The 20,582-nt window shown below is 74.6% G+C and carries 18 protein-coding genes; all 18 read right to left on the bottom strand.

What is annotated here, in order from left to right:
- Positions 1-226: 226 nt before the first annotated feature.
- The 18 genes from AC3EQ1_RS04925 to AC3EQ1_RS04840 all read right to left on the bottom strand — a co-directional run bounded on the left by AC3EQ1_RS04925 (position 227) and on the right by AC3EQ1_RS04840 (position 20,523).
- On the bottom strand, positions 227-1,774 hold the full coding sequence (locus AC3EQ1_RS04925; protein WP_432092996.1) for a M16 family metallopeptidase: 1,548 nt from the start codon (positions 1,772-1,774) through the stop codon (positions 227-229).
- The gene (locus tag AC3EQ1_RS04920; RefSeq protein WP_432092995.1) at positions 1,762-2,547 is read right to left on the bottom strand and encodes a DUF5944 family protein; all 786 of its coding nucleotides are present in this window, start codon (positions 2,545-2,547) and stop codon (positions 1,762-1,764) included. The genes AC3EQ1_RS04925 and AC3EQ1_RS04920 overlap by 13 nt, the downstream gene beginning before the upstream one ends.
- Before the next feature lie 264 nt (positions 2,548-2,811).
- Complete coding sequence (locus tag AC3EQ1_RS04915; protein WP_432092994.1) at positions 2,812-5,004, bottom strand: YcaO-like family protein; 2,193 nt, start codon at positions 5,002-5,004, stop codon at positions 2,812-2,814.
- Positions 5,001-7,313, bottom strand: coding sequence for a SagB family peptide dehydrogenase (locus AC3EQ1_RS04910; protein WP_432092993.1), 2,313 nt, complete (start codon positions 7,311-7,313; stop codon positions 5,001-5,003). Before AC3EQ1_RS04910 ends, AC3EQ1_RS04915 begins: the two co-directional genes overlap by 4 nt.
- Positions 7,314-7,315: 2 nt before the next feature.
- The gene (locus AC3EQ1_RS04905; protein WP_432092992.1) at positions 7,316-8,389 is read right to left on the bottom strand and encodes a hypothetical protein; all 1,074 of its coding nucleotides are present in this window, start codon (positions 8,387-8,389) and stop codon (positions 7,316-7,318) included.
- A 125-nt stretch (positions 8,390-8,514) separates the two neighbouring features.
- Complete coding sequence (locus tag AC3EQ1_RS04900; RefSeq protein ID WP_432092991.1) at positions 8,515-9,681, bottom strand: acyl-CoA dehydrogenase; 1,167 nt, start codon at positions 9,679-9,681, stop codon at positions 8,515-8,517.
- On the bottom strand, positions 9,678-10,229 hold the full coding sequence (locus AC3EQ1_RS04895; RefSeq protein WP_432092990.1) for a type II toxin-antitoxin system RatA family toxin: 552 nt from the start codon (positions 10,227-10,229) through the stop codon (positions 9,678-9,680). The genes AC3EQ1_RS04900 and AC3EQ1_RS04895 overlap by 4 nt, the downstream gene beginning before the upstream one ends.
- A 195-nt stretch (positions 10,230-10,424) precedes the next feature.
- Complete coding sequence (locus AC3EQ1_RS04890) at positions 10,425-11,678, bottom strand: aspartate aminotransferase family protein (protein ID WP_432092989.1); 1,254 nt, start codon at positions 11,676-11,678, stop codon at positions 10,425-10,427.
- Entirely contained in the window at positions 11,675-12,802 is a 1,128-nt protein-coding gene (locus AC3EQ1_RS04885; RefSeq protein WP_432092988.1) for an SDR family oxidoreductase, read from the bottom strand. Before AC3EQ1_RS04885 ends, AC3EQ1_RS04890 begins: the two co-directional genes overlap by 4 nt.
- Before the next feature lie 8 nt (positions 12,803-12,810).
- Positions 12,811-13,698, bottom strand: coding sequence for an SDR family oxidoreductase (locus tag AC3EQ1_RS04880; RefSeq protein WP_432092987.1), 888 nt, complete (start codon positions 13,696-13,698; stop codon positions 12,811-12,813).
- A 5-nt stretch (positions 13,699-13,703) separates the two neighbouring features.
- Positions 13,704-14,936, bottom strand: a complete 1,233-nt coding sequence (locus AC3EQ1_RS04875) for a beta-ketoacyl-[acyl-carrier-protein] synthase family protein (RefSeq protein ID WP_432092986.1) — start codon at positions 14,934-14,936, stop codon at positions 13,704-13,706.
- Positions 14,933-15,187, bottom strand: a complete 255-nt coding sequence (locus tag AC3EQ1_RS04870) for an acyl carrier protein (protein ID WP_432092985.1) — start codon at positions 15,185-15,187, stop codon at positions 14,933-14,935. The genes AC3EQ1_RS04875 and AC3EQ1_RS04870 overlap by 4 nt, the downstream gene beginning before the upstream one ends.
- Before the next feature lie 344 nt (positions 15,188-15,531).
- Positions 15,532-16,287 (bottom strand): SDR family NAD(P)-dependent oxidoreductase, encoded by a 756-nt coding sequence (locus tag AC3EQ1_RS04865; RefSeq protein WP_432092984.1) that lies wholly within the window; start codon positions 16,285-16,287, stop codon positions 15,532-15,534.
- 247 nt (positions 16,288-16,534) lie between these two features.
- The gene (locus AC3EQ1_RS04860; RefSeq protein ID WP_432092983.1) at positions 16,535-17,536 is read right to left on the bottom strand and encodes an ACP S-malonyltransferase; all 1,002 of its coding nucleotides are present in this window, start codon (positions 17,534-17,536) and stop codon (positions 16,535-16,537) included.
- 1 nt (position 17,537) lies between these two features.
- A complete protein-coding gene (locus AC3EQ1_RS04855) occupies positions 17,538-18,434 on the bottom strand; it encodes a MaoC/PaaZ C-terminal domain-containing protein (protein ID WP_432092982.1) in 897 nt (298 codons plus the stop codon).
- Between the two features lie 104 nt (positions 18,435-18,538).
- Positions 18,539-19,495 carry a class I SAM-dependent methyltransferase gene (locus tag AC3EQ1_RS04850; RefSeq protein ID WP_432092981.1) on the bottom strand — a complete coding sequence of 319 codons (957 nt, stop codon included), beginning with the start codon at positions 19,493-19,495 and terminating at the stop codon, positions 18,539-18,541.
- A gap of 131 nt (positions 19,496-19,626) precedes the next feature.
- Entirely contained in the window at positions 19,627-19,755 is a 129-nt protein-coding gene (locus AC3EQ1_RS04845) for a hypothetical protein (RefSeq protein ID WP_432092980.1), read from the bottom strand.
- 105 nt (positions 19,756-19,860) lie between these two features.
- Complete coding sequence (locus AC3EQ1_RS04840) at positions 19,861-20,523, bottom strand: helix-turn-helix transcriptional regulator (protein ID WP_432092979.1); 663 nt, start codon at positions 20,521-20,523, stop codon at positions 19,861-19,863.
- Between the last annotated feature and the right edge of the window lie 59 nt (positions 20,524-20,582).

Below are 20,582 nucleotides of genomic sequence, written 5' to 3'. Positions count from 1 at the left end.
CCGCCGCCCCGCACCGGGGTCCGTCTCGGGGCGGTGCCGGCGGGGACGGGGGTGGAAGCCGACGCCGACGCCGACGCGGGTGTGGGATCTGGAGTATCAGCGGCTCGGGTATCAGCGGGCCGGGAATCGGCAGGTCGGGTGTCGGCAGGTCGGGTGTCGGCGCGCGGAGGGTCGGGAGTGGCGTTCTTGTTCCTGACTACACCGCTCGGCGCTCCGAGGTTCCGTGTCATCGGTCGTCCTTCCCCGCTGTCCCCGGCTCGACCTGATGTATCGCTTCGACGTGGCGTTCCCACTCCGCCAGTACCGCCGCCACCTCGGCCGCGGTCACCTGCTCCGGAGCGTCCGTTCCGTACGGGCCCTCCGTTCCGTACGGCCCCTCCGTTCCGTACGACGCTTCCGGTCCGTACCGCGCTTCCGGTCCGTACTGCCCCTCCGGACTGCCCGCCCAGGCGTCCGGACCGGTCTCGGCGGCGCGCGCGGCGAGCGTCTCCAGGTCGTCGGCTGCGCGAAGTTCGGGGATCAGCGCCTCGGTTCGCAGCCAGAGCTCCCCGTCCGCGGCGAGCAGCCGGGCCCGGGCGTCCCACAGCGCGCCGTGCAGTGCGCGCCGGGCGGCGTCCGCGTCCGGAGCGGAGACCATGGCCCAGACACAGGTCATGCCGCGCAGCTCCAGCAACTGGAGGTCGAGTCCGCCCGCCGCGCGGACCGCACGGCGGGCGAGTTCCTGGCGTGCACGGTGGGTGGGATGGCGGCCCGCCCGGTTGACGAGGCCTTGGCGGGAGGGGAGCGCGGGGCCGTTGCCGGGGTGGCCGACCGCGAACGCGAGCCCCACCGCCCGGCTGACGCCCCGTCGCTGGGTGCCGTTCGCCGTGGTGGACCGTACTGCCACACCGGAAGCCCGCTGCCCGTCGGATCCCCCCTGCCGGTCGGATTCCCCAAGCCGATCGGATCCCCCATGCCGATCGGATCCGCCACGCCGGCCCGATCCCCCCTGCCGGTCGGAAGCGCCGGGCCGACCGGAAGCGCCGGGCCGCGACGCCCCGGCGCTCTCAGGCGCCAGTTCGACGCAGACACCGTGCGACAGGGGCCGGGCGTCGTGCCTGGGGGAACGGATCAGCCGGGGTGGCAGTCCTTGGCCGGCGACCGGCCCTCCGGGCGGCCCCAACGTGGCCGCCCCTAGCGTGGCCGCCCCTAGCGTGGCCGCCCCCACGTCCGCCGCGCCATCGGCGACGATGACCGCCGTCGCGTCGGACGGCCGGTACCAGGTCGCGTGGAAGGAGCGCACCGCGTCCGGGGTGAGCGCGTCCAGCACCGGCCGGTCTCCCAGGGGGGAGTGCGCGTACGAGGTGCCCGGCCACAGCGCGGCGAGCAGCGTCTCCTGGAGGCGCCAGCGGAGGTCCGCGGTGCGCTGCGCCGTCTCCCGGCGGATGGCGGCCAGTTCCGCCGCGAGCACGGCCGGCTCGACGGTCAGGGTGTCGAAGGCCGCGGCCAGGGCCGCGACCGCGGCGGGGGCGTCGGGGCGGCGGACCAGTACCGCGTAGCTCGTCCGTTCCCGGCCGGTCCGGGCGCTGACCAGGGCGCCGTTCCCGACCCGTCCGCCGCCCATCGCGCAGCGCACCACCAGGTGTTCCACGACATGGGCCAGCCCGCGTTCGCCGGGCGGCTCGTCGGCGCTGCCCACCGCCACATGCAGCCGGACGGCCGCGAGCGGGGCGCCCGGACGGTCCACCGTGATCAGGGCGGGCCCTCCGGTGGGCGGGCGGCTCAGGACGGGCATGCGGCGGCCGGGTCGGCGGGGGTGAGCGTCACCAGGGTCTGGGCCAGCAGCCGCCCCTTCTCGTCGGTCGCGATCACGACCCAGTCGCCGGGGGCCAGCACGGCGTTGTCGTCCAGCGGCATGTCGTAGCGGGCCACCGGATCGTCCGGGGTGCAGAGCAGCTCCCGGGTGTGCACCAGCCCGGCGGCCTCCCAGGCCAGGCTGATCTTCTCCGGCCCCTCCAGGCCGTCGAGGCCCACGGACCAGCGCGCCACCCGCCGTCCGGCGTCGTCGCGCACGGTGTCCAGTGCGGCGCGGCCGAGGCGGAGCGGTGAGACGTACTGCTCGGTGAAGGCGTACGGCACATGCCGTCCGCTCCGGTCGAAGACGACGGCGTGCGCGGCGACCAGCCGGTTCTCGGCGTCGTAGACGGAGGCGTGACAGTAGTCCCGCTCCTGTCCCTCGGGGAGCAGGACCAGCAGTTCCGTGGTGGCGGCCGCCCGGTCGGGGGAGAGCGCGTGCATCCGCACGCGGCACTCCTCCCGGTCCACGAAGAAGAACTTGTGCGTCAGCACCGTGCCGTCGGCCGGGCGGGGGACGGTGCTGGTGAACGTCAGCTTCACCCCGCCGTCCAGTGCCGTCACGCCGATCTCGCACGCGACCGGGCCGTGCTCGGAGGTCAGTTGCCGGCTCGCCATCCGGCGGGCGAAGACGGCGGCGATGTCGGAGGTGTGCGCGAAGTCCTCGTTGCGGACCACGGACATCGCGGGGGTGACGGTGAACGATGCGGACATCACGGCTCCTTCACGGGGCGGGTGCTTCGGCGGTGCGGTGTGCGCGGTGAGTGCTGCGCCTGTGGTGGTACGGGACGCGGGGACCGGCGAGCGGGCCCTGCGACGTCTCGAGCCCGGCGAAGCCCCGGGTCGGGCAAGGCCCCGGGTCGGGCGACGCGCCATTTCGGGCGACGCGCCGGGCCGGGCCGGTCCCTCGGCGTGACGAGGGACCGAACCGTGACGCCTCCACCCCAGCCGGGACCCCCAACCGCGCGCCCCCAACCCTCAAGGCAGCGGATGCGGATAGGGATTGTCCGGCGCGGAGTCGAAGCCGAGCCGGGCCGCGACCTCGTGCAGCCTGCGCCCGCCGAGCATCCGGCAGCCGTGGATGCCCGCCAGGTGCTGGAGCCCGGGGACCAGGACGCGGACGACGTGCACCCCGAGCCTGCGGGTGTCGGGCGTCGTCAGGTCCACGGCGTACACCGGGTGGCCGGCGGCGTTCAGTTCCTCGACGAGCCCGTCCAGCGGGTCCGCGGGCGCCCCGGCCTCGTCGTACGGCGGGCGCTGCGGGCGGGCGCAGGGGGCAGGCAGCGTCGGGTGGACCAGGTATCCGGCCTTCTCGCGCAGCTCGGGGAACTTCGTGTACAGCACGGCGTGCTTGTTGAAGTCGTCCACGTCCGAGAAGTCCTCGGCCGGCTCCGTCCAGTCCTTGTACTGCCGCAGCAGCCGGCGCACGTAGGTGAGCCCCTGGGCCGCCTCCAGGAACGCCTTCTCCACCGCCTTGACGGGGGAGGGGCGGCAGGCACTGCCGAAGGACATGATGTGGTCGGCCCCGCTGCCGTGTTCCATCACCGCGACCACGCAGGAGGGCGCCAGGTCCAGCGACAGGTCGTAGAACCGCACCCGCCACGACGCCGAGCGTTCGATCAGGTACGACACCCGGGACGAGGCCGCGACCACCTCGGGGGCGACCGGCCGCGGGGGCAGCCGGTGCAGCCAGGACACGGCCAGGGCGTCGCGTTCGACGATCTCGCAGAGGCCGCCGAGGACGGCTTGCCGGTACGACGGGCCGGCGGCCAGGCCGGTCGAGATGGAGGGGGCGATGGCGCTCTCTCCCGGCGCTCGCCGGTAGTGCATGTGGACCTGGGAGGACGGCACGCGCACGGTGGCGCCGGTCGCCAGGTCGGTGGCCTGCGTCCAGCGGACCGGGGTGTCCGCGTCGAAGGGCTCGAACGGGAAGCCGGGCTCGGCGTACTGGTTCTTGGCGAACAGCGCGAACCGGTGCGGCTCGACGGCCGGTTCGTCCAGCTCCGACCAGGCCGCCAGCCGCAGCCGGTCCGGGCGGTAGAACCCGGCGGCGTAGCGCTCCAGCGACTCGCCGAGCGTGGCGTCGATGGCCTCGCCCTTGGAGAAGCCCGCACCGCCGTTGCGGGTGACCCGCATCGGGGGCTTGATGAGGGAGAGGTCGGCGGAGGTGCTGCCGCTGAGGTAGACGGGCGGTCCGCTCTCGGCGCGCCGCACATTGGCCGCGTGCACGATGCCGACCCGGTCGTCCTCGGCGTCCCGGAGCGTGCCGGTGACGGTGGTGTCGTCGGCCGGGCCGCCCTTGCACACGGGGCAGTTGGGGACGACGGAGAGGTGGCGTTCGACGCGGTCGGGGCTGGTGGGGTCGCGCCACAGCAGGGTGTCGGCGGACCGGTCGGGAGTGCCACCCCCACCCGTGACACCCGTGCCAGTCATGCCACCCGTGCCACCTGTACCGGCCGTCCGGCCCGTGCCGGCCGCGACCGCCCAGCCGGCGATCCGGCTGCCGGCGGTTCCGGCGAGGCGTGCGGACGCCCAGGACGGCACGGTGTGCTCGTAGGGCCGGCCGTCGGTGTCCGCGAGGTGGTTCATGTAGGCCCGCCAGGTGGGGCCGTGCACCGAGTGGGAGCTGACGCGGATGCGCAGACACTCGTAACAGGCGACGCCCCGTCCAGGTGCCCACAGGGGACCCACGAAGGTCACGGTCGCGCCGGCCGCGCCGTACACCAGGTGCGGCACGCCGGTGCGGACGCACATCGCCGCGGCCCGGGCCGGCCGGGGGTCGAAGAGGGACGCGGTGGCGATGACGACCAGCGACGGGCGGGGGCCGTCCGGCGGGTCCACGAGCGGCTCCGGGTCGCTGTCCGGGGCGGTGGTGCGGACGGTGGTGCCCGGGGTGCCCTCGGCGACCACGGCGAGCTGCCGGGTCAGTTCGGACGGTCCGAGGATCACCAGGCTGCCGGCCGCCGGGCCGTCGGACTCCGGACCGGCCGGCCCGGTGGAGCCGGACGCCGTCGCGGAGTCCTGCTGCGCGAGCCGTTCGGCGAGCCGGATCAGGCCGGTGCCCTTGATCCGGCGTACCTCCGAGGCGGTTTCCACGAAGCCGTTCTCGTCGTCCAGCGGGTGGACGCGCATGCTCTCGGCCGGCGGGGCCGAGGTGTCGATGTCCGTCATCTGGCCTCCTCGGGCCCGCGACCGGGCCCCTCGGGCGGGAGCGGGGGCCGGGGCGCCGCGGACGCGGTTCCGGCCGGGCTGTCGGTGCGGTGCGGGGTGTCCGGTGCCGTGGCGGTGCGCTGCGGAGCGTCCGTGGCCGTGCGGGTGCGGGCGGCGGCGGACGGTTCCGCTGCGGTCCCGGCAGGCGAGCCGGCGGACGTTCCGGTGGCCGTCCCTCCGGGGGAGCCGGCGGACGGTTCCGCGGCCGACCTGTCAGGGGCCCCGGCGGACGTCTCCGCGCCCGTTCCCCCGGTGCCCTTCGGCGGTGCGGCGGCGCGGGGCCCCAGCAGGGTCAGATACAGCACCGCGTCGTCGACCCCGTCCACGCCCACCAGGTCGTTGAAGTAGTCGTCGACGAAGGCGATCATCGGGTGGGCCACGAGGCCCAGCGCGGTGGCGGTGAGGACCACGCTCTGCGCGAGATGGCCGCAGTCGAGCAGGACGGTGCGGTAGCCGCGCTCCCGGTACTTCCACTGGTTGCGGCGGAAGGCCCCGGTGTAGACGACCATCGCGGCGGCTTCGTCCGCGCGGCCCTGGTAGCCGGTCTGCGCGGTGACGTCGGCCCAGCTGCGGTCGGCCCGGACCAATTGCAGCTCCCGGCGCCCGGGATGCAGGTAGTACAGGCCGGGTTCGATCCCCGTGACCCGGTTGACCAGCAGGAACAGGTCGCACGAGTAGAGCCCGCCCGCCGACGGCGTCGCGCGCAGCGGCAGCCTGACGTCGCCGCCGGCCAGCCCGCTGCCGGTGGTGCCGTACGAGAGGTTGAGCAGGTGGGCCAGTTGGTCGCGGGTCAGGGGGCCGCCGCCCATGGGCGCCCAGGAACGGCGGCGGCGCACGCAGTCATCGAGGGGCGCGAGGGCGGGCGGACCGTCGGTGCCGAGGTCGTGGACGCGGGCACTGTCGCGGAAGTCGCGGTAGGCCCGGCCGATGAGGCGGCGGGCCGCGGGCGCAATGTCGTTCACGTCCACGGCCGGCAGGGTGCCGAAGGCGGTCCGCATCTTGGAGTTCTCGTGGAAGATCCGGCTGAGGCGCACCTCGTCGGGCTCGTAGGTGAGGGAGAGCTGACGCGGGGCGCGCAGCCCCCGCGGCACCGGGGGACGTCGGGAGGCGGTCCCTGGGGTGGCCTGTCCGGGCGGTGCGGTTCCAGGGGTGGCCTGTCCGGGCGGTGCTGCCGTCGCGTCGGTGGTGCGTTCGGACGACGCGGCTGTCCCCTCGGCGGTCTCTCCGGACGCTGCGGTCGTTCCCTCACCCCTCTCGGCGGTCACCGGGGTGATGCGGCAGGCCACCACGACCGTGTCGGCGTCCGGCGGGCTCAGGGTGCGGACCCGCACACGGAGGCCGTTCTTCTCCAGGGCGGCGCGCAGCAGGTCCGGTTCGGTGCCGGGGGCGAGGCCCGGGCCGTCCGCCCGGACGGCGTTCCCGGTGAGGTCCTGCTGGACGGGAGCCACGCCCGGGTGGGCCGTTGAGGTCCCCGGTACGGACCCCTGCGCGGCGGAACTTTCCCCCGCCGCGCAGGGGTCCAGCCCGGTGAGGACGAACTCGCGCAGGACCGCGTGCACGGCCCGCCGGGCACCGCGCCCGACGTCGAGGTCGCAGACCGCCGCCTCCAGCGGACGGCCCAGCCGGTCCAGGTGCAGCCGGGCGCCGATGACCGGGACCGACGCCGACTCGCCCAGCAGCCGGCACTCGATACGGCCGCCGGTGCCGCGCAGCACGCTCTCCGCCGCCTCGCACCCGGTGACCGGCACGCCGGGCGCACCGCCTTCCGCTCCGCCTTCCGCTCGGCCGGCCACTCCGCCGGCCACTCCGCCGTCCGGTCCGGTGCCCGCCCCGGTGCCGACGGCGGAGGCGTCGTCCAGGTGACGCTGGGCGAGGGCGGCGTAGACGGCGTCGGCGACGGCGTCGTCATGGGTCGCTCCGGCGCCAGCGGTGGCGTCGACACCGGCCCGGTCGAGCTTCAACGCGGCGGCTGCCGCTGCGAGTTGGAGTGCCGCACTCGCGCGGTCCCCGGCCACCGCGACGTCTAGCACCGGAATGTCGGCGGCGCCGAGGTCCAGGTCCTCGCGGCGGTGGGCGGCGGGCACGAGCGCGGCGGCGTGGGCACGGACGTAGAGCGGCAGGGGCAGCGGCCGGACGGCGTAGCCCTGGGCCGTGACGGCCGCCTCGGGGTGTGCGATGCGGACGTCGGCGCCGTGGCCCGTGCGCAGGTCGGTGCGGAGTTCTGTACGGAGTTCGGTGCGGAGGCGGTGGTCTGTGCGGAGGTCCGTCATGGTCAGAACTCCAGCCATTCCTGGGCGACCGGTCCGGCGGTCGCGCAGCACGCGCAGTAGGGGTCCCGCCAGGCCCGTACGGAGGTCTGCTCGCAGGTGACGGGGTCGAGGGTGACGATCCGTCCCCACGGGTGCTCGGCGCCCATCGGCATGAAGGCGCGCAGGGTCAGCTGTGCGGTGAGTCCTGCCGCCCAGACCAGACAGCCGGGCTGGAGGGACGGCCAGCTGTCGTGGGCGACGGCCGGCGTCGTGGTCCGCCGCTGTGGGCCGTCCCCGGCGGCGCCGTCGCGGGCGAGCCCGTCGGCCACCGCGCTGACGCCGGTGTCCCCGAGAGCCGCCCGGTCCGGTGCGGAGCACCGGGGGCACGCCGACTCGCCCGGCATCGTCCAGGGGCCGAGTCTGACCTGTTCCGGGGTGACGAGCACGGGGAGGAACGGGCGGCGGTCCGCGCAGAGTCGGTGTGCGGCCCGGTCCAGGGACGCCTCGTCGGCGAGGGAGACCACGATGGTGAGACCGTCCGGGGCGGTGTTCCCGGTGCGGTCGTCCGCGCCGGCCGCACCGGAGGCCCTGGCCGCACCGGCTGCGAAGTCCTCGCAGTGCTCGGAGTCCGGGGCGTCCGCCGCGTCCCGCACCCGGAGCCCCTGCCGCCGCAGCGCCTCCCCGAGGACGTCGGTCACCCGGGACGGGCCGGTGAGCGTGATGTCCCGGCGGACCGAGGCGAAGACGGCGTCGGGGGACGAGGTCCGGCGGGATATGAAGGAGTAGAGCCGGAGTTCCGCCTTCGAGCCGATGGTTTCCCGCGGCTGCAGCAGGACGCCCATGGCGGCGAGATTCTTCATATGCGGCCGCAGCCGTTCGGCCTCGTCCGCGGTCAACTGTTCCCGGACCGGGGCGGTGCGGCTGAGTTTCGGCACCACCTCGGTGAGCAGGTGCCGCAGCGTCTCCCCGCTTTCCCCCTTCGCCTCCACGACGAACTTCCGGGCACCCGCGATGATTTCGAAGCGGGAATTCCCGAGCGCTGTCAGCTCCACATCGGTCGCGCCGACGACATCCCCTGCTGCGTCCCATGTATTCACAATTATCAACCTAACGGCGATTCTTCGGCGGTCCGATACCGATTCCCGTAGTACGGAACTACGGTTTTCATCAGGCTCCGTGGCCGAAACCTTGGCCGACGGGAACACCCGTCCCGTCCGAAGCCCTACGGGACGTCCACCGCCTCCCCCCGCAGGTGCTGCACGAGCGCCGTTTCGCCGGCGGTCCGGGACGGCGGGTGGAAGGCGAGGCAGCGGGTGGCCGCGCAGAGGTAGGTGATGTCCGGGTCGCCGATGAACGCGCCGCCGCCGAGGGCCTCGGCGGCCCGTGCGGAGACCGCGACGACCGCGTCCTGGACGGCGAAGCGCACGGCCAGCGCGGGGCCCAGCAGCGCGGCCGGGTCCGCCCCCGCCGCGGCGTCCGACTCGGCCTGGGCGGCGACCCCTTCCAGGGCGTACGTCGCCCCCTCCAGCGTGGCCGCCATCCGGGCGAGTTCGCCGGTGTCCGTGCGGGGGGCGGCGACCGCCCGTTCGACGAGCGCCGCGGCCATCCCCAGGTAGGAGGCGGCGATCAGCACCTCGAACCAGACCAGTGAACGGCGCAGAGGCTCACTGGTGGTGCCCACCGGGCCGAGGTCGGTGACGAGGCGGTCGGGCACGAACACGTCGTCGAGGACGAGTTCGTCGCTCTCGGCGCCGGCCAGGACGTCGCTGCGCCAGAACGGCCGGACGCTCACGCCCGGCGAGTCCGCCGGTACGACGGCGACCGCGCACCGTTCGCCGTCCGGCCGCCGCACCCGCACGGTGGCGAAGAGCAGGTCCATGGAACGGCTCAGGCTGCACGGCTTCTTCGTGCCGTCGATGCGTATGCCGCCGTCGACCGGGCGCGCGGTCATGGACGGGGTGAGGATGCCCGCCCCCGGGCGCCCCTCGGCGGCTCCGGACGCCACGAGCATCGCGTTGCGGGCGACCGCCTCGGCCAGCAGCCATTCGAGTCCGGCGCTGAGGCGTTCCCAGCCGATCAGCGACGCCACCGAGAAGTGGTGCATCGTGGTGGCGACGGCCAGCGACGGCGCTCGGGAGGCGAGGGCGCGCTGGAGCCGCACGCCTTCGCGCAGCCCGGCGCCGAGCCCGTGGTGGTCGGTGGGGACGAACAGCGCACCGGCGCCCGACTGCCGGAACCAGTCGACGGCGGGGGAGCCCGGCCGCTCCAGCTTCTCCAGCCCGGTGGCGGCCAGCCGGGCGTCCAGACCGGGCAGCCGCCGCTCCAGCAGCTCCCGGTCCCGGGCGAGGAACCCGGCGCCGGGCGCCGCCCCCGGGGCGCCGACGCTCACCGCCGGCCTCCGTCGGCCGCGAGGCGACCGTCCGCCGCACCTTCCGCGTCACGGCCTTCCGCGTCACCGCCTTCCGCGTGACCGCCGGAAGGATCGCCGTCGCCGTACGCGTCGACCACGATGCCGTCGACCAGCGCCCGCAGGATCACCGCGATGTAGTCGCGCAGCGTCTGTTCGGCGATCGGTTCGATGACCTCGGCCAGGGTGGGAATTCCCATGTCGAAGTCGCAGGAGAAGACCACCCGGCAGCCGTCGTCGGTGTCCACGACCTGCCAGTGGCCGACGAGATGGTCGAGGTCCCCCTCCTCCAGAGAGAAGTCGACCCGGTGGTTCTCGGCGTCGTACCGGTCCTCCTCGGTCCATTTCAGAATGCCCCGGCGGAAGGTGACCTCCCAGGCGCACCCGGTGCGCCCGCCGTCGAGTTCGAGAATTCCGACACTGCGCACCGCGTCGGTCAGTTCCGGGTAGCGGGAGAAATCGCTGATGACCGGATAGATTTCGTCGGCTTTCCGGCCCGGGGCCGTTCCCGCCATTCGTACGTACCGCATGCACGCCTCCTGAACAATGAATCGTCACAGTGGGTCGTCCGCCGCGAGGGGCCGGCGACGGGCCTCCGCCGGAACCGGAACCGGAACCAGGACCGGAACGAGAACCGGAACGCGAGCCGAAGCCGCAACCGGACCGAGAACCGGAGCCGATCCGAGCCCCCGCACCCGGCCCCGCCCCTCAGCAGCCCGTACTCCTCAGCGAGGCCCGCACCCGTGCCGGGCCGCGAGGGCCGCGGCGGAACTCTCGACCGCCGCGGCCAGCAGAGTCAGCTCCCGCTCGCCGAAGAACGCGGACGGGGTGAAGCGCACGGTTCCCAGCGCGTTGCCCGTGGGGCACACGACGACACCGTGTTCCAGGAGGTCGAGCACGAACTCCCCGGCGTGCGACCGCTGGTGGAACTCCACCCCGAACAGCGCGCCGCGCCCCCTGATCTCCTTGACCAGCGGCCCGCACGGGGCCAGCCCGTCGGTCAGCAGGTCCCGCAGCCGCCCCTCCAGGGCCGCCGCCCGGCCGGGGACGTCCTCCCGCAGCACGGCCTCGACGGTGTGCCGGACCGCGACGGACGCGAGCGGGTTGCCCCCGTACGTCGAGGTGTGCAGCACCGGGTCCCGGTTGAGCGGGGCGTAGGCCTCCGCGGTGGCGACGACGGCGCCCACCGGCATCACGCCCCCGCCCAGCGCCTTCCCGCAGAGCAGCAGGTCGGGGGTGACGCCCTCCTCCTCGATCGCCCACATCCGTCCGGTGCGGCCGAGCCCGGTCTGCACCTCGTCGACGATGAGCAGGGCGCCGGTGCGCCGGCAGGCGCGTTCGACCTCGCGGAGATAGCCGGGCGGCGGCACCCGCACCCCGCCCTCGCCCTGCACCGGTTCGACGATGACGCAGGACTCGGAGGTGAGGCGGGCGGCCAGGGCCTCCGCGTCGCCGTAGGGCACGAAGTCGACCGGCCCCGGCAGTGGTTCGCAGGGGTCGCGGAAGACGGCCCGGCCGGTGGTGGACAGCGCCCCGAGGGTCTTCCCGTGGAAGCCGCCCTCGGTGGACACGGTGTGCCGCTTGCCGTTCATCCGGGCCAGCTTGAGGGCGGTCTCGCAGGCCTCGGCTCCCGAGTTGGTGAGGTGGACGTACTCCAGTCCCGGCGGGCACACGGCGGCCAGGGCCGTCGCGGCGCGCGCCAGTTCCTCGTGGTGGACCAGGGGGCCGGTCAGCGCCAGGGTGCCCAGCTGGCGGGTCACCGCGTCGACCACCGGCGGATAGCCGTGGCCCAGCAGGAAGACACTGAACCCGCCGCAGTTCAGCAGCTGTTCGCCGCCCTCGGTCCAGAGGTAGTCGCCCTCGCCGCGGACGATGACCGGCGCCGCCATCAGTGCGGCCAGCCGCGCCAGCCCGGAGTTCACATGCTTCGCGTAGAGGCCGAGGACCTCGGCGCGGTCCAGCCGCTCCTCGGTGATCACGCCCGTACCCCCTGCCGCACCAGCCGTACCCGGGAACTCCAGTACTCCAGCGCGGTGTCCAGCGCCGCGCCGAGGTCGGGCGGAGCGGGCAGCTCCGGGCCCGGGCCGGGCAGCGTCTCGTCGGTGGTCAGGGGTCCGACGATGTCGGTGAACAGCTCCAGCCGCTTCCGCAGGTCGGCCGCGAGGGCGTCGCCGAAGGCGGGCAGGATCAGCCGGTGCACCACGTCGGAGTCCATCAGCCGTGGGCGGGGTACCTCCCAGCCGAGCCTCCCCGCGAAGCGCAGACAGTGATCGACGAACTGCTCGATGGTCAGGGCCCGTTCGCCCGCGGTGATCCAGTGTTCGCCGCGCGCCCCCGCGGCCAGCAGGGCCGCAACACAGGCCGCCACATGGTCGCGCGGCAGGAAGTCCAGACGGGAGCCGGGGGCCACCGGCACCAGATGGGCATCCCCGGTGACCAGGGCCTTCATCGCGGCGTAGATGCCCTGGAAGCGGGGGGTGGCGCCGGTGCGGCTGTCCCCGGTGACCACCGTGACCCGGAGAATCGACCACGGCACCCGCGCGGCCCGCACCAGGTCCTCGGCGGCCTGTTTGGACTCCCGGTACACCCGGGACCGCCCGGTCTCCGCACTCCCGTCGCGCTGCCGTACGTAGACCGTGCTCACCAGGTGGAACGGGACCCCGGCGGCCTCGGCGAGCCGCAGCGCGTGCCGGGTGCCGTCGGTGTTGACGCGCCGGATCTCCTCGGCGGGCCGCGTGAAGGAGGTGACCGCCGCACTGTGGACGACCCCGCCGATGCGGCCGGCGAGCACCCGCCCCGGGCCGGGGTCCAGGCCGAGGCCGGCCGCGGTGACGTCACCGGTCACGGCCTCGATGCCGGGTCCGGGCCGGTTGCCGCCCGGCCGTACCAGGCCGATGACGTGCCCCGGCCCGAGCACCGTGGCGAGGCTCTGGCCGATGACCCCGCCCGCGCCGGTCAGCAGATACGGGCGGGACGGAACGCCCGGACCGGGCCCGGGTGGTGCGTCCGGACCGGTGCGGGGCGGGGAAACGGAAGGGCGGGGCGGCGAAACGGAAGGGTGGGGCGGGGAGAGGGAAGGGCGAGGTGGGGAAGCAGCGCTCACGTGGGGCCTCACATCAGGATTGAATAGCCGCCGTCGATGACGAGGTTCTGGCCGGTGATCATTCGTGCGTCGTCGGAGAGCAGGAACGCGGCCGCCGCTCCCACGTCGTCCGGAGAGGTCAGCCGCCCGGCGGGCGTGCGGGACCGTGCCGTGGTGAAGAGCTCCTCGTGCCGGCCGAAGCTCCGCGCGGCGTCGGTGTCGACCAGGCCGGGGGTGACCGCGTTGACCCGGCAGTGCGGCGCCAGCTCGACGGCGAGATACCGCACCAGCGACTCCTGAGCCGCCTTGGACGCCGCCAGCAGCCCGTAGGCGTGCGGTATCACCCGCTGCGCGCCGGGGCTGGAGACCGCGACGACCGCCTTCAGCCCGGGCGACGCGCACTGCACCAGCCGCAGCAGGGAACGGGCGTGGGTCTCCACCGTCCAGTCCCAGTGGCTCCGCCTGGAGTCCATCAGGGAGCGCTCGACGCCGGTACCGGCGTTGGACACCAGCAGGGTGGGCGGCCCCAGTTCGGCGGTGACCCAGTCGACGACCGCGGCGGGCACGTCTCCCTGCGGGTCCCCGAAGAACGCCCGGCGGGAACAGGCCCGCACACCCAGCTCGGTCAGCATCGCGACCGTCTTCTCGGCACTGGTCCGGTCGCGCAGATAGGTGACCGCCACATCGGCGCCGAGAGTGGCCAGCCGACGGGCGATGCCGCCGCCGATCCCCTTGGTGCCACCGGTGACCAGCGCGACCTGACCGGCGAACGGCCGCTCCGCGCCGCGGACTTCCGCGCTGCCACGGGCGGCGGGGCAGGAGCCCTCGGCGCCGGAGGCGCCCGGGACCGCACGGTCGAAGGCCGCGGACCCGGCGCCGGGCGGCGTGCCCTTGCCGGTCTCCGTCCTGGAATCCACCGCGCTCACACCGCCTTCGCCAGGGCCAGGGAGCAGTTGACTCCGCCGAGGGCGAACGAGTTGCTCAGCGCCAGGTCCACGTCGGCCTTCCGGGCCCGGCCGGGGACGACGTCCACGGCGCAGTCCGGGTCGGCGGTGCGGAAGTTGATGGTGGGCGGCAGGAGGCCGCGGTGCAGGGCCAGGGCGGTGGCGGCGGCCTCGGTGGCGGCCGTGGCGCCCATCAGATGGCCGTGCATCGACTTGGTGGACGACACCGGGGGCAGGGACGGCCCGATCAGCGTGCGCAGCGCCAGCACCTCCGCCGCGTCACCGGCCGGGGTGCCCGCCGCATGGGCGTTGACGTACCCGACCTCCGCGGGCTCGCGGCCCGCCATCCGCAGGGCCAGCCGCATGGCGTTCAGGGCGCCCCGGCCGTCCGGGCGGGGCCGGGAGAGGTTGAAAGCGTCGGCGGTGTGGCCGTGTCCGACGAGTTCTGCGTAGATCCGGGCGCCGCGGGCCCGCGCCCGCTCCCAGTCCTCCAGGACCAGGACCACGCCGCCCTCGCTCATCACGAACCCGTCCCGGTCGGCGTCGAACGGGCGGCAGGCCGCGGCCGGGTCGTCGCTGCGGGTGGACAGGGCGCGGGCGGTCGCGAAGGTGGCCAGCGACACCGGATTGAGCGGTGCGTCGCAGCCGCCCGCGAGGGCGACGTCCGCCAGCCCCTGCCGGATCAGTTCGGCGCCCCGCGACAGGGCGTGCCCGGACGCGGCACAGCCGGTGGTGGGGCACTCGACGGCGCCCATGAAGCCGTACTCCATGGAGATCAGCCCGGCGGCCACCGCGGGCATCATGGCCATGCTGGTGGTCGGGGAGACCGCCCGCCAGCCGCGCCGGCCCAGCACCTCGGCCTCGGCCGAGATCCGTTCCATCCCGGCGTACGCGGTGGCGACGACCACGGCGCCGCGCTCCGGATCGAGGCCGTCGGCCACGTTCCCCGCGTCCTCGACGGCGAGCCGGGCGGCGGCGACCCCGAACTGCGCGAAGCGTTCGGCACGCCGGATCAGCCGGGCGTCGAGGTACTCGGCCGGGTCGAAGTCGTCGATCTCCCCGGCCGCGTGCACCGGGAAGTCCGGCACGGTGAAGCGGGTGAGCGGGCCGATGCCGGACATGCCCTCGCGGAGCGACTCCTCGAACGTCTTGACCCCGATGCCGACCGGAGTGACCGGCCCGATGCCGGTGATCGCGACGCGCCGGGTCATGCCGCGTCCGCCGTGGCGCTGAACCGGTCGACGACCCCGCCGATGACGAGCATGTCCTGGAGTTCCGCGTCGGACACGGAGGTGTCGTACAGCTCCTCCAGAATGGCGACGGCGCTCATCAGGTCCACCGAGTCCAGACCGAGGTCGTCGAACACGTGGGCCTCCGGCGTGATCCGGTCGGCGGGCACCGCGAACCGCTCGGTGAGCAGCTCCCGCACCTCGGCCTCGATCTTCTCCCTGCTGTCCTGCACGGCCTTCTCCTCGCTGCTGGGTACGGCGTGTGTGGTGGGGCGGGCCGGCTGCCGCACGGTGCGGCCGTGTGCCGGCCCGGTGGTGGTGCTCCGGCGCCCGACGGTGGCCCGACGGTGGTGCTCCCCGGTGGTGGTGCTCCGGCCCGGCGGTCGTGCTCCCGGGGTGGTCCACCGGTCCGGGGGTTGTGCTCCGGCCCTGTGGTGTTCCTCCCGGCCGGTGGCCGGTGCTCCGGCCCGGGTGGATGCTGCTCCGGTGTGTGCCCGGTGGTCGTACGACCCGCCGACGCCGTCGGCAGCCGGAGCGGCACCAGGCCGAGCGTGGTGGCGCGGGGGATGCCAGGCGGTCAGCCGAACCCCCCGTCGACGTCGACGGACCGTCCGGTCAGCCCGGGGGTCTCGACGCAGAACCGCACGGCCCGCGCCACGTCCTCCGCGCTCACCAGGCCCCCGGTCGCGGTGCGTTCGGCGAACCCGGCCCGGGAGGCGGCACCGACCCCGGCGATCAGCGGGGACTCCACGAGCCCGGGCGCCACCACATTGGCGGTCACCCCGTGCCGGCCGTACTCGCGGGCGACGGAGCGGGTGAGGGCGAGCAACCCGGCTTTCGCCGCGCTGTAGTTGGCCTGGCCGGGCGTCCCGTACGCCGCCGCCGCGGACCCGATGCTGACGATCCGCCCGTACCCGGCCGCGACCATGGCGGGCAGGGCCTGGCGCACGCACCGGAACGGGCCGGTGAGGTTCGCGGACAGCACCTCCTCCCAGTCGCGGTCGGCCATCCGCAGCAGCGGCCGGTCCCGGAGCACCCCGGCGGCGTTGACCAGGACGGTCACCGGTCCCGCGGCCGAGGCCACCTCCCGGAAGGCGGCCCGTACGGCGCCCGGGTCGGTCACGTCGACCGGTACGGCCAGCGCGCCGGGCAGTTCCGCCGCCAGCTGCCCGGCCGCGTCGGCGTCCCGGTGGTAGCCGGCCGCGACGCGCAGCCCGGCGTCCGCGAGCGCCCGCGCCACGGCCGAACCGATGGTCCCGCTCGCCCCGGTGACCAGCGCGACCCGCGGGCCGTCCGCCGGGGCCGGCCCCGCGGCACCGGGACCCGCCCCCACGACAGGCCCGGCGCCGGGGCGTGCGGCCCTGATGTGCGGTCCCGGGCCAGGACGTGCGCTCCTCGGGTCCGGCTCCGTACCGGGGCGTGCGCTCCTCGGGTCCGGCTCGGTACCGGGGCGTGCGCTCCTCGGGTCCGGCTCGGTACCGGGGCCTGCGCTCCTCGTGCCCCGCCCAGGTCCACGTCCGGGACGACCCGGCCCCGCGTCACGGCTCGAATCCCTCAAGTCCGCTCCCGAACCCACCCGTTCACCCGCCATGGTCGCCGCCTCCAGCCGTACGCGCCGCCACCGGCGACTGCCGGCCGCTCCCCGGCCTTCCGCCGCGCTCGGCCTGGAACGGCTGCGGCGTCCGGGCCTCCGCGTCGCTGGAGACCAGCCGCAGCCCGGGCGTCCGCCCGGGGAGGACGGCCCGGACCAGGCCGAGGAGCCGGGCGGGGGAGCCGGGGCCGAGTTCGGTGAAGTCCCGGTGCCCGGCGGCCGACGCGGCCCGGACGGCGGCGGCGAAGTCCACCGTGCCGGTCAGGCCGAGGACCAGCAGCTCCTTGACGCGGCCCGGATCGGTCGTGGCCTCCGCCGTGATGCAGGAGAACAGCGGGGCGGCCGGCGGGCGCAGCTCCACCGGCTCCAGCGCGGCGCGCAGTTCGTCGGCGGCGGGCGCCATCAGCCGGGTGTGCGCGGCGTACGGCACCCGGAGCGGGCGGACCCGGAAGGCGCCCCGGGCGCGGCAGAGCGCCGTGGCCTCGTCGAGCGCGGCGCGCTCCCCGGCGATGACGATCTGCTCCGGACTGTTGATGTTGGAGATCTCCACCAGCCCGCCGCCCGCGCCGACCTCCGCGCAGACCGCGCGCACCGCGTCCTCACCCAGGCCGAGCACCGCAGCCATGGCGCTGTCCGCGGTGGCGCAGCGCAGCATGGCGCGGGCGCGCAGCGCGGTCAGCCGCACTCCGTCCGCGAAGGTGAGCGCGCCGGCGGCGGTGAGGGCGGCGAATTCACCGAAGCTGTGCCCGAGGACGGCGGCCGGTGCCGGGCCGTGCCGCCGCAGTGCGGCGGCGGCCGCCACACCGACCACGAACAGGGCGGGCTGGACGAGTTCGGGGCGCCCGTCGGGGTTCTCGTCGGTGAGGCACAGGGCGGCCAGATCGGCGTCGAGCAGCGCGCTCGCCTCCCGCAGCAGCCGGGGGGCGGTGTCGAGTCCGCGGGCCATGCCCGGGCGCTGGGCACCCTGGCCGGGGAACATCCAGACCGTCATCTCACGCCACCGCCCCGGAGAACCAGGTGTCCTTCAGGACGGGCTTCCCGTCGACGCTCGCGCTGAGGCCGAGGACGTCCCCGCCCGGCCCGGCGCCCTCCTCGCGGTACGCATCTTCGCGGTGCACATCCGCGCGGTATGCCTCCTCGCGGTGCACGGTGAACGCGATGGTGTCGCCCGGCCGCACCGGGCGGGCGAACCGGGTCCGGACCTCGCGCCAGCGGGTCTCGTCCCCGCCGAAGAGCCGCTCGGTCAGCCCCGCCGCGGCCAGTTGCAGGGTCGCCATGCCGTGCAGCACCACGCCCGGCAGCCCGGCCCGCCGGGCGGCTTCGGCGTCGGTGTGGATGGGGTTGTCGTCCCCGCTCGCCCGCGCGTAGCGCTCCGGCAGGTCGTCCGGGACGCGGGTGCGCCAGTGCAGCAGCGGCGGCCCGCGGAGCACCGCGGCCGGTTGCGGATCGATCCTGCCCTGCCCGGTGGCGGGCCCGATGGCGAGGGTGGTGAGCAGTTCGGCCACGGCGTCGCCGGCCGCGTCCCGGAGGGTCACCCGCAGGACGACGGCCCGCTGGAAGCCGTAGTCGCCGACGGACTCGACGACGGCGTGCGCGGTGAGCCGTTCGTCCGGGCCCGGACGGCGGCGCAGCGTGATCCGCTGTCCGGCGTGCCGCACCGCCGCCGCGTCGGCACCGGTTCCGGCGAGCGCGGACCGCACCGCCGGAGGCAGCGCGCGGCAGAGGAAGAAGGCCGGCACGGAGGTGCCCGGGAGGGGCGCGCCGGTGCTGCTGCCGTCGGTGGCGCCGGGCAGCAGGCGCCGGAAGCGCGCGACCTCCGACGGGTCGATCGCGAACCCGTACGCCGGGGCGACGGCGCGCGGTGCGGACAGCGGCTGACTCACGGTCACGGTCCCTTCCGTTCCGCAATCCCCACGGGCCGGAGAATTGCTTTCCTGGGAATGGAAGAAGACTATGGAATCCGTACGGCGCTCAACCACCCGGAATACCGTGGTTATTTTTCGGGGATTTCCCCGGGGTGCGCCCGGCGCGCGGTCACCAGGGCCGGCAGGAGTGCTCCGCTCACATACTCCTCACGGGCCGCGCCGAGCGTTCCGAGAAGGGTCTCCGTCTCCTCCTCGCCGTAAATCGCGGCGACGTCTCCGAAGAACAGCCGCATCGCCTTGAGCCGGTCGTGCAGCAGCCGGCGGGCCCAGGTGCCGAGATCGCGCACCTCGATATCGGTGAAGCCGGCCGAGGCCAACTGCGCCACCCGTTCCCCGGCTTCGGTGAGAAAGAAGATCTCCGGGGGATGACGGTGGCGGAATTCCGCGGACACCGTCCGCCCGTCCGCCACCAGGCTGGCCTCCTCGGTCATCACCAGCGCGCCGCCGGGGCGCAGGGTGCGGGCGGCCTCCGCGAACACCGCCGGGACGTCGGCGAAGTGCGGCAGCGACCCGGTGCACACCACGGCGTCGAGCGCCCCGTCCCGCACCGGCACCGCCCGCACGTCCGCCTGCACCGGCCGGGCCTCGGGTGCCGCCGCCATCTCGGTCGGGCCGCCCGCCGCCGGTCCTCCCGCGCCGGACAGCTGGATGGTGCGGAACAGCCGGACGTGGTCCCAGACGAGGTCGAAGCCCACCGCCCGGCCCACCTCGACGCCGTGTTCACGCAGGCCACGCACCACTTCGCGGAGCGCTCCGCCGAACCCGCAGCCGAACTCGGCCAGCACCGACGGCAGTTGCGTGCCGTCGGGCGGCCCCAGCCGGCGCACCAGCTCCTCGACGACGAGGGCGCAGCCCGGGGCGCCGAAGTGGCCCAGCTGGTCGAAGCCGAGCGAACGCGCCCGGGCCCCTTCACCGGCCACGTCCAGGGCGCCGGACCAGGTCCGCTCCCAGTCGTGGAGCGCGTGGAAGATGCGGTGGTGGTAGTCGCCCTGCAGATCCCGCTGATGCCGCACCGTGCCGCCCATGCGTGTGCCTTCCGTCCGGTCCGTGCCGCCCGCCGCATTCCCACTGCCGCCGCGTCCGTATACGCGTGACGCGCGTCCGCGAACCGTCTTTCGACGGCTCGCGGACGCGCGTCGGCGAGGAGCGTTCCCGCTTACTCGAACTCGACCTCGGAGATGTCGAGAGAGGAGCTGGTCGTGGTGGTGGAGCAGCCCTCGTCGACGCCGATCGAGTCGAGGCTGGAAACCTGCTCGTCCACAATCTCGAACGTGATGTCTTCCATTGTTGTCACCACTTTCATTCGGGATTTCCTGGCCTTGCGGGACCAGATTATGAAGAGAGCGCCACCGCGGGCATCCCGGATAGCCGTAGTATCCGGGGGCGATCCTCAGGCCAGGCCCAGCGCGGTGGCCCGTTCCACCACTTCCAGCCGGTTCCTGGCGCTGAACTTCGAGAGCAGATGCCGCATGTGGTACTCCACGGTGTTCTCGCTGACGAACAGCGCGCCGGCGATCTCCCGGTTGCGCATCCCGCGCCGCAGCAGGTCGAGGACCTCGCGCTCACGCCGGGTCAGATGGGGCGCCGGACCGGTCGCCCGCTCGCGCAGCGCCTCGGTGAACCCCCGGTCCATGACGTTCACTCCGAGGGTGTGGGCGGCCCGGATGGCGGCGACGGCCCGGTCCGGTCCGACCGACTCGTCGAGGTAGACGCGGCAGCCGCGGCGGATCCAGCGGTCGCAGCGCCGCCAGTCCCGGCGGTGGCCCAGGATCGCCAGCCGGACGTTCTCCCGGACCGCGCCCGCCACGGAGAACAGCCGCTGGATGTCCCCGTCGTCCAGCTCCGGCCCGGCCAGGATCCAGTCGGCCCGACGCGCGTGCACGACGGATATCAGGTCCTCGCGGTCCGGACAGCGGTGTATCCACGCTCCTTCGTAACGTTCCGTGGCGTTCATCGAGAGCGCCAGCCAGGTGCCGACGAGTATCACAGAGCAGTCCCCCCGCTCGGTTTCTGCCGGGGTGCGCTTGATGTCCTTGAGGGACGAGCGAGTCACAGAGTCCTCTTCCCGGAAATTGACAAACCGACTGCACTTCCATGAATTCTCTCCGGAGT

It is taken from the genome of Streptomyces sp. bgisy100 (assembly GCF_057709105.1).
Note: the sequence above shows the minus strand (reverse complement) of the source record. Positions and strands in the feature narration are given on the sequence as shown.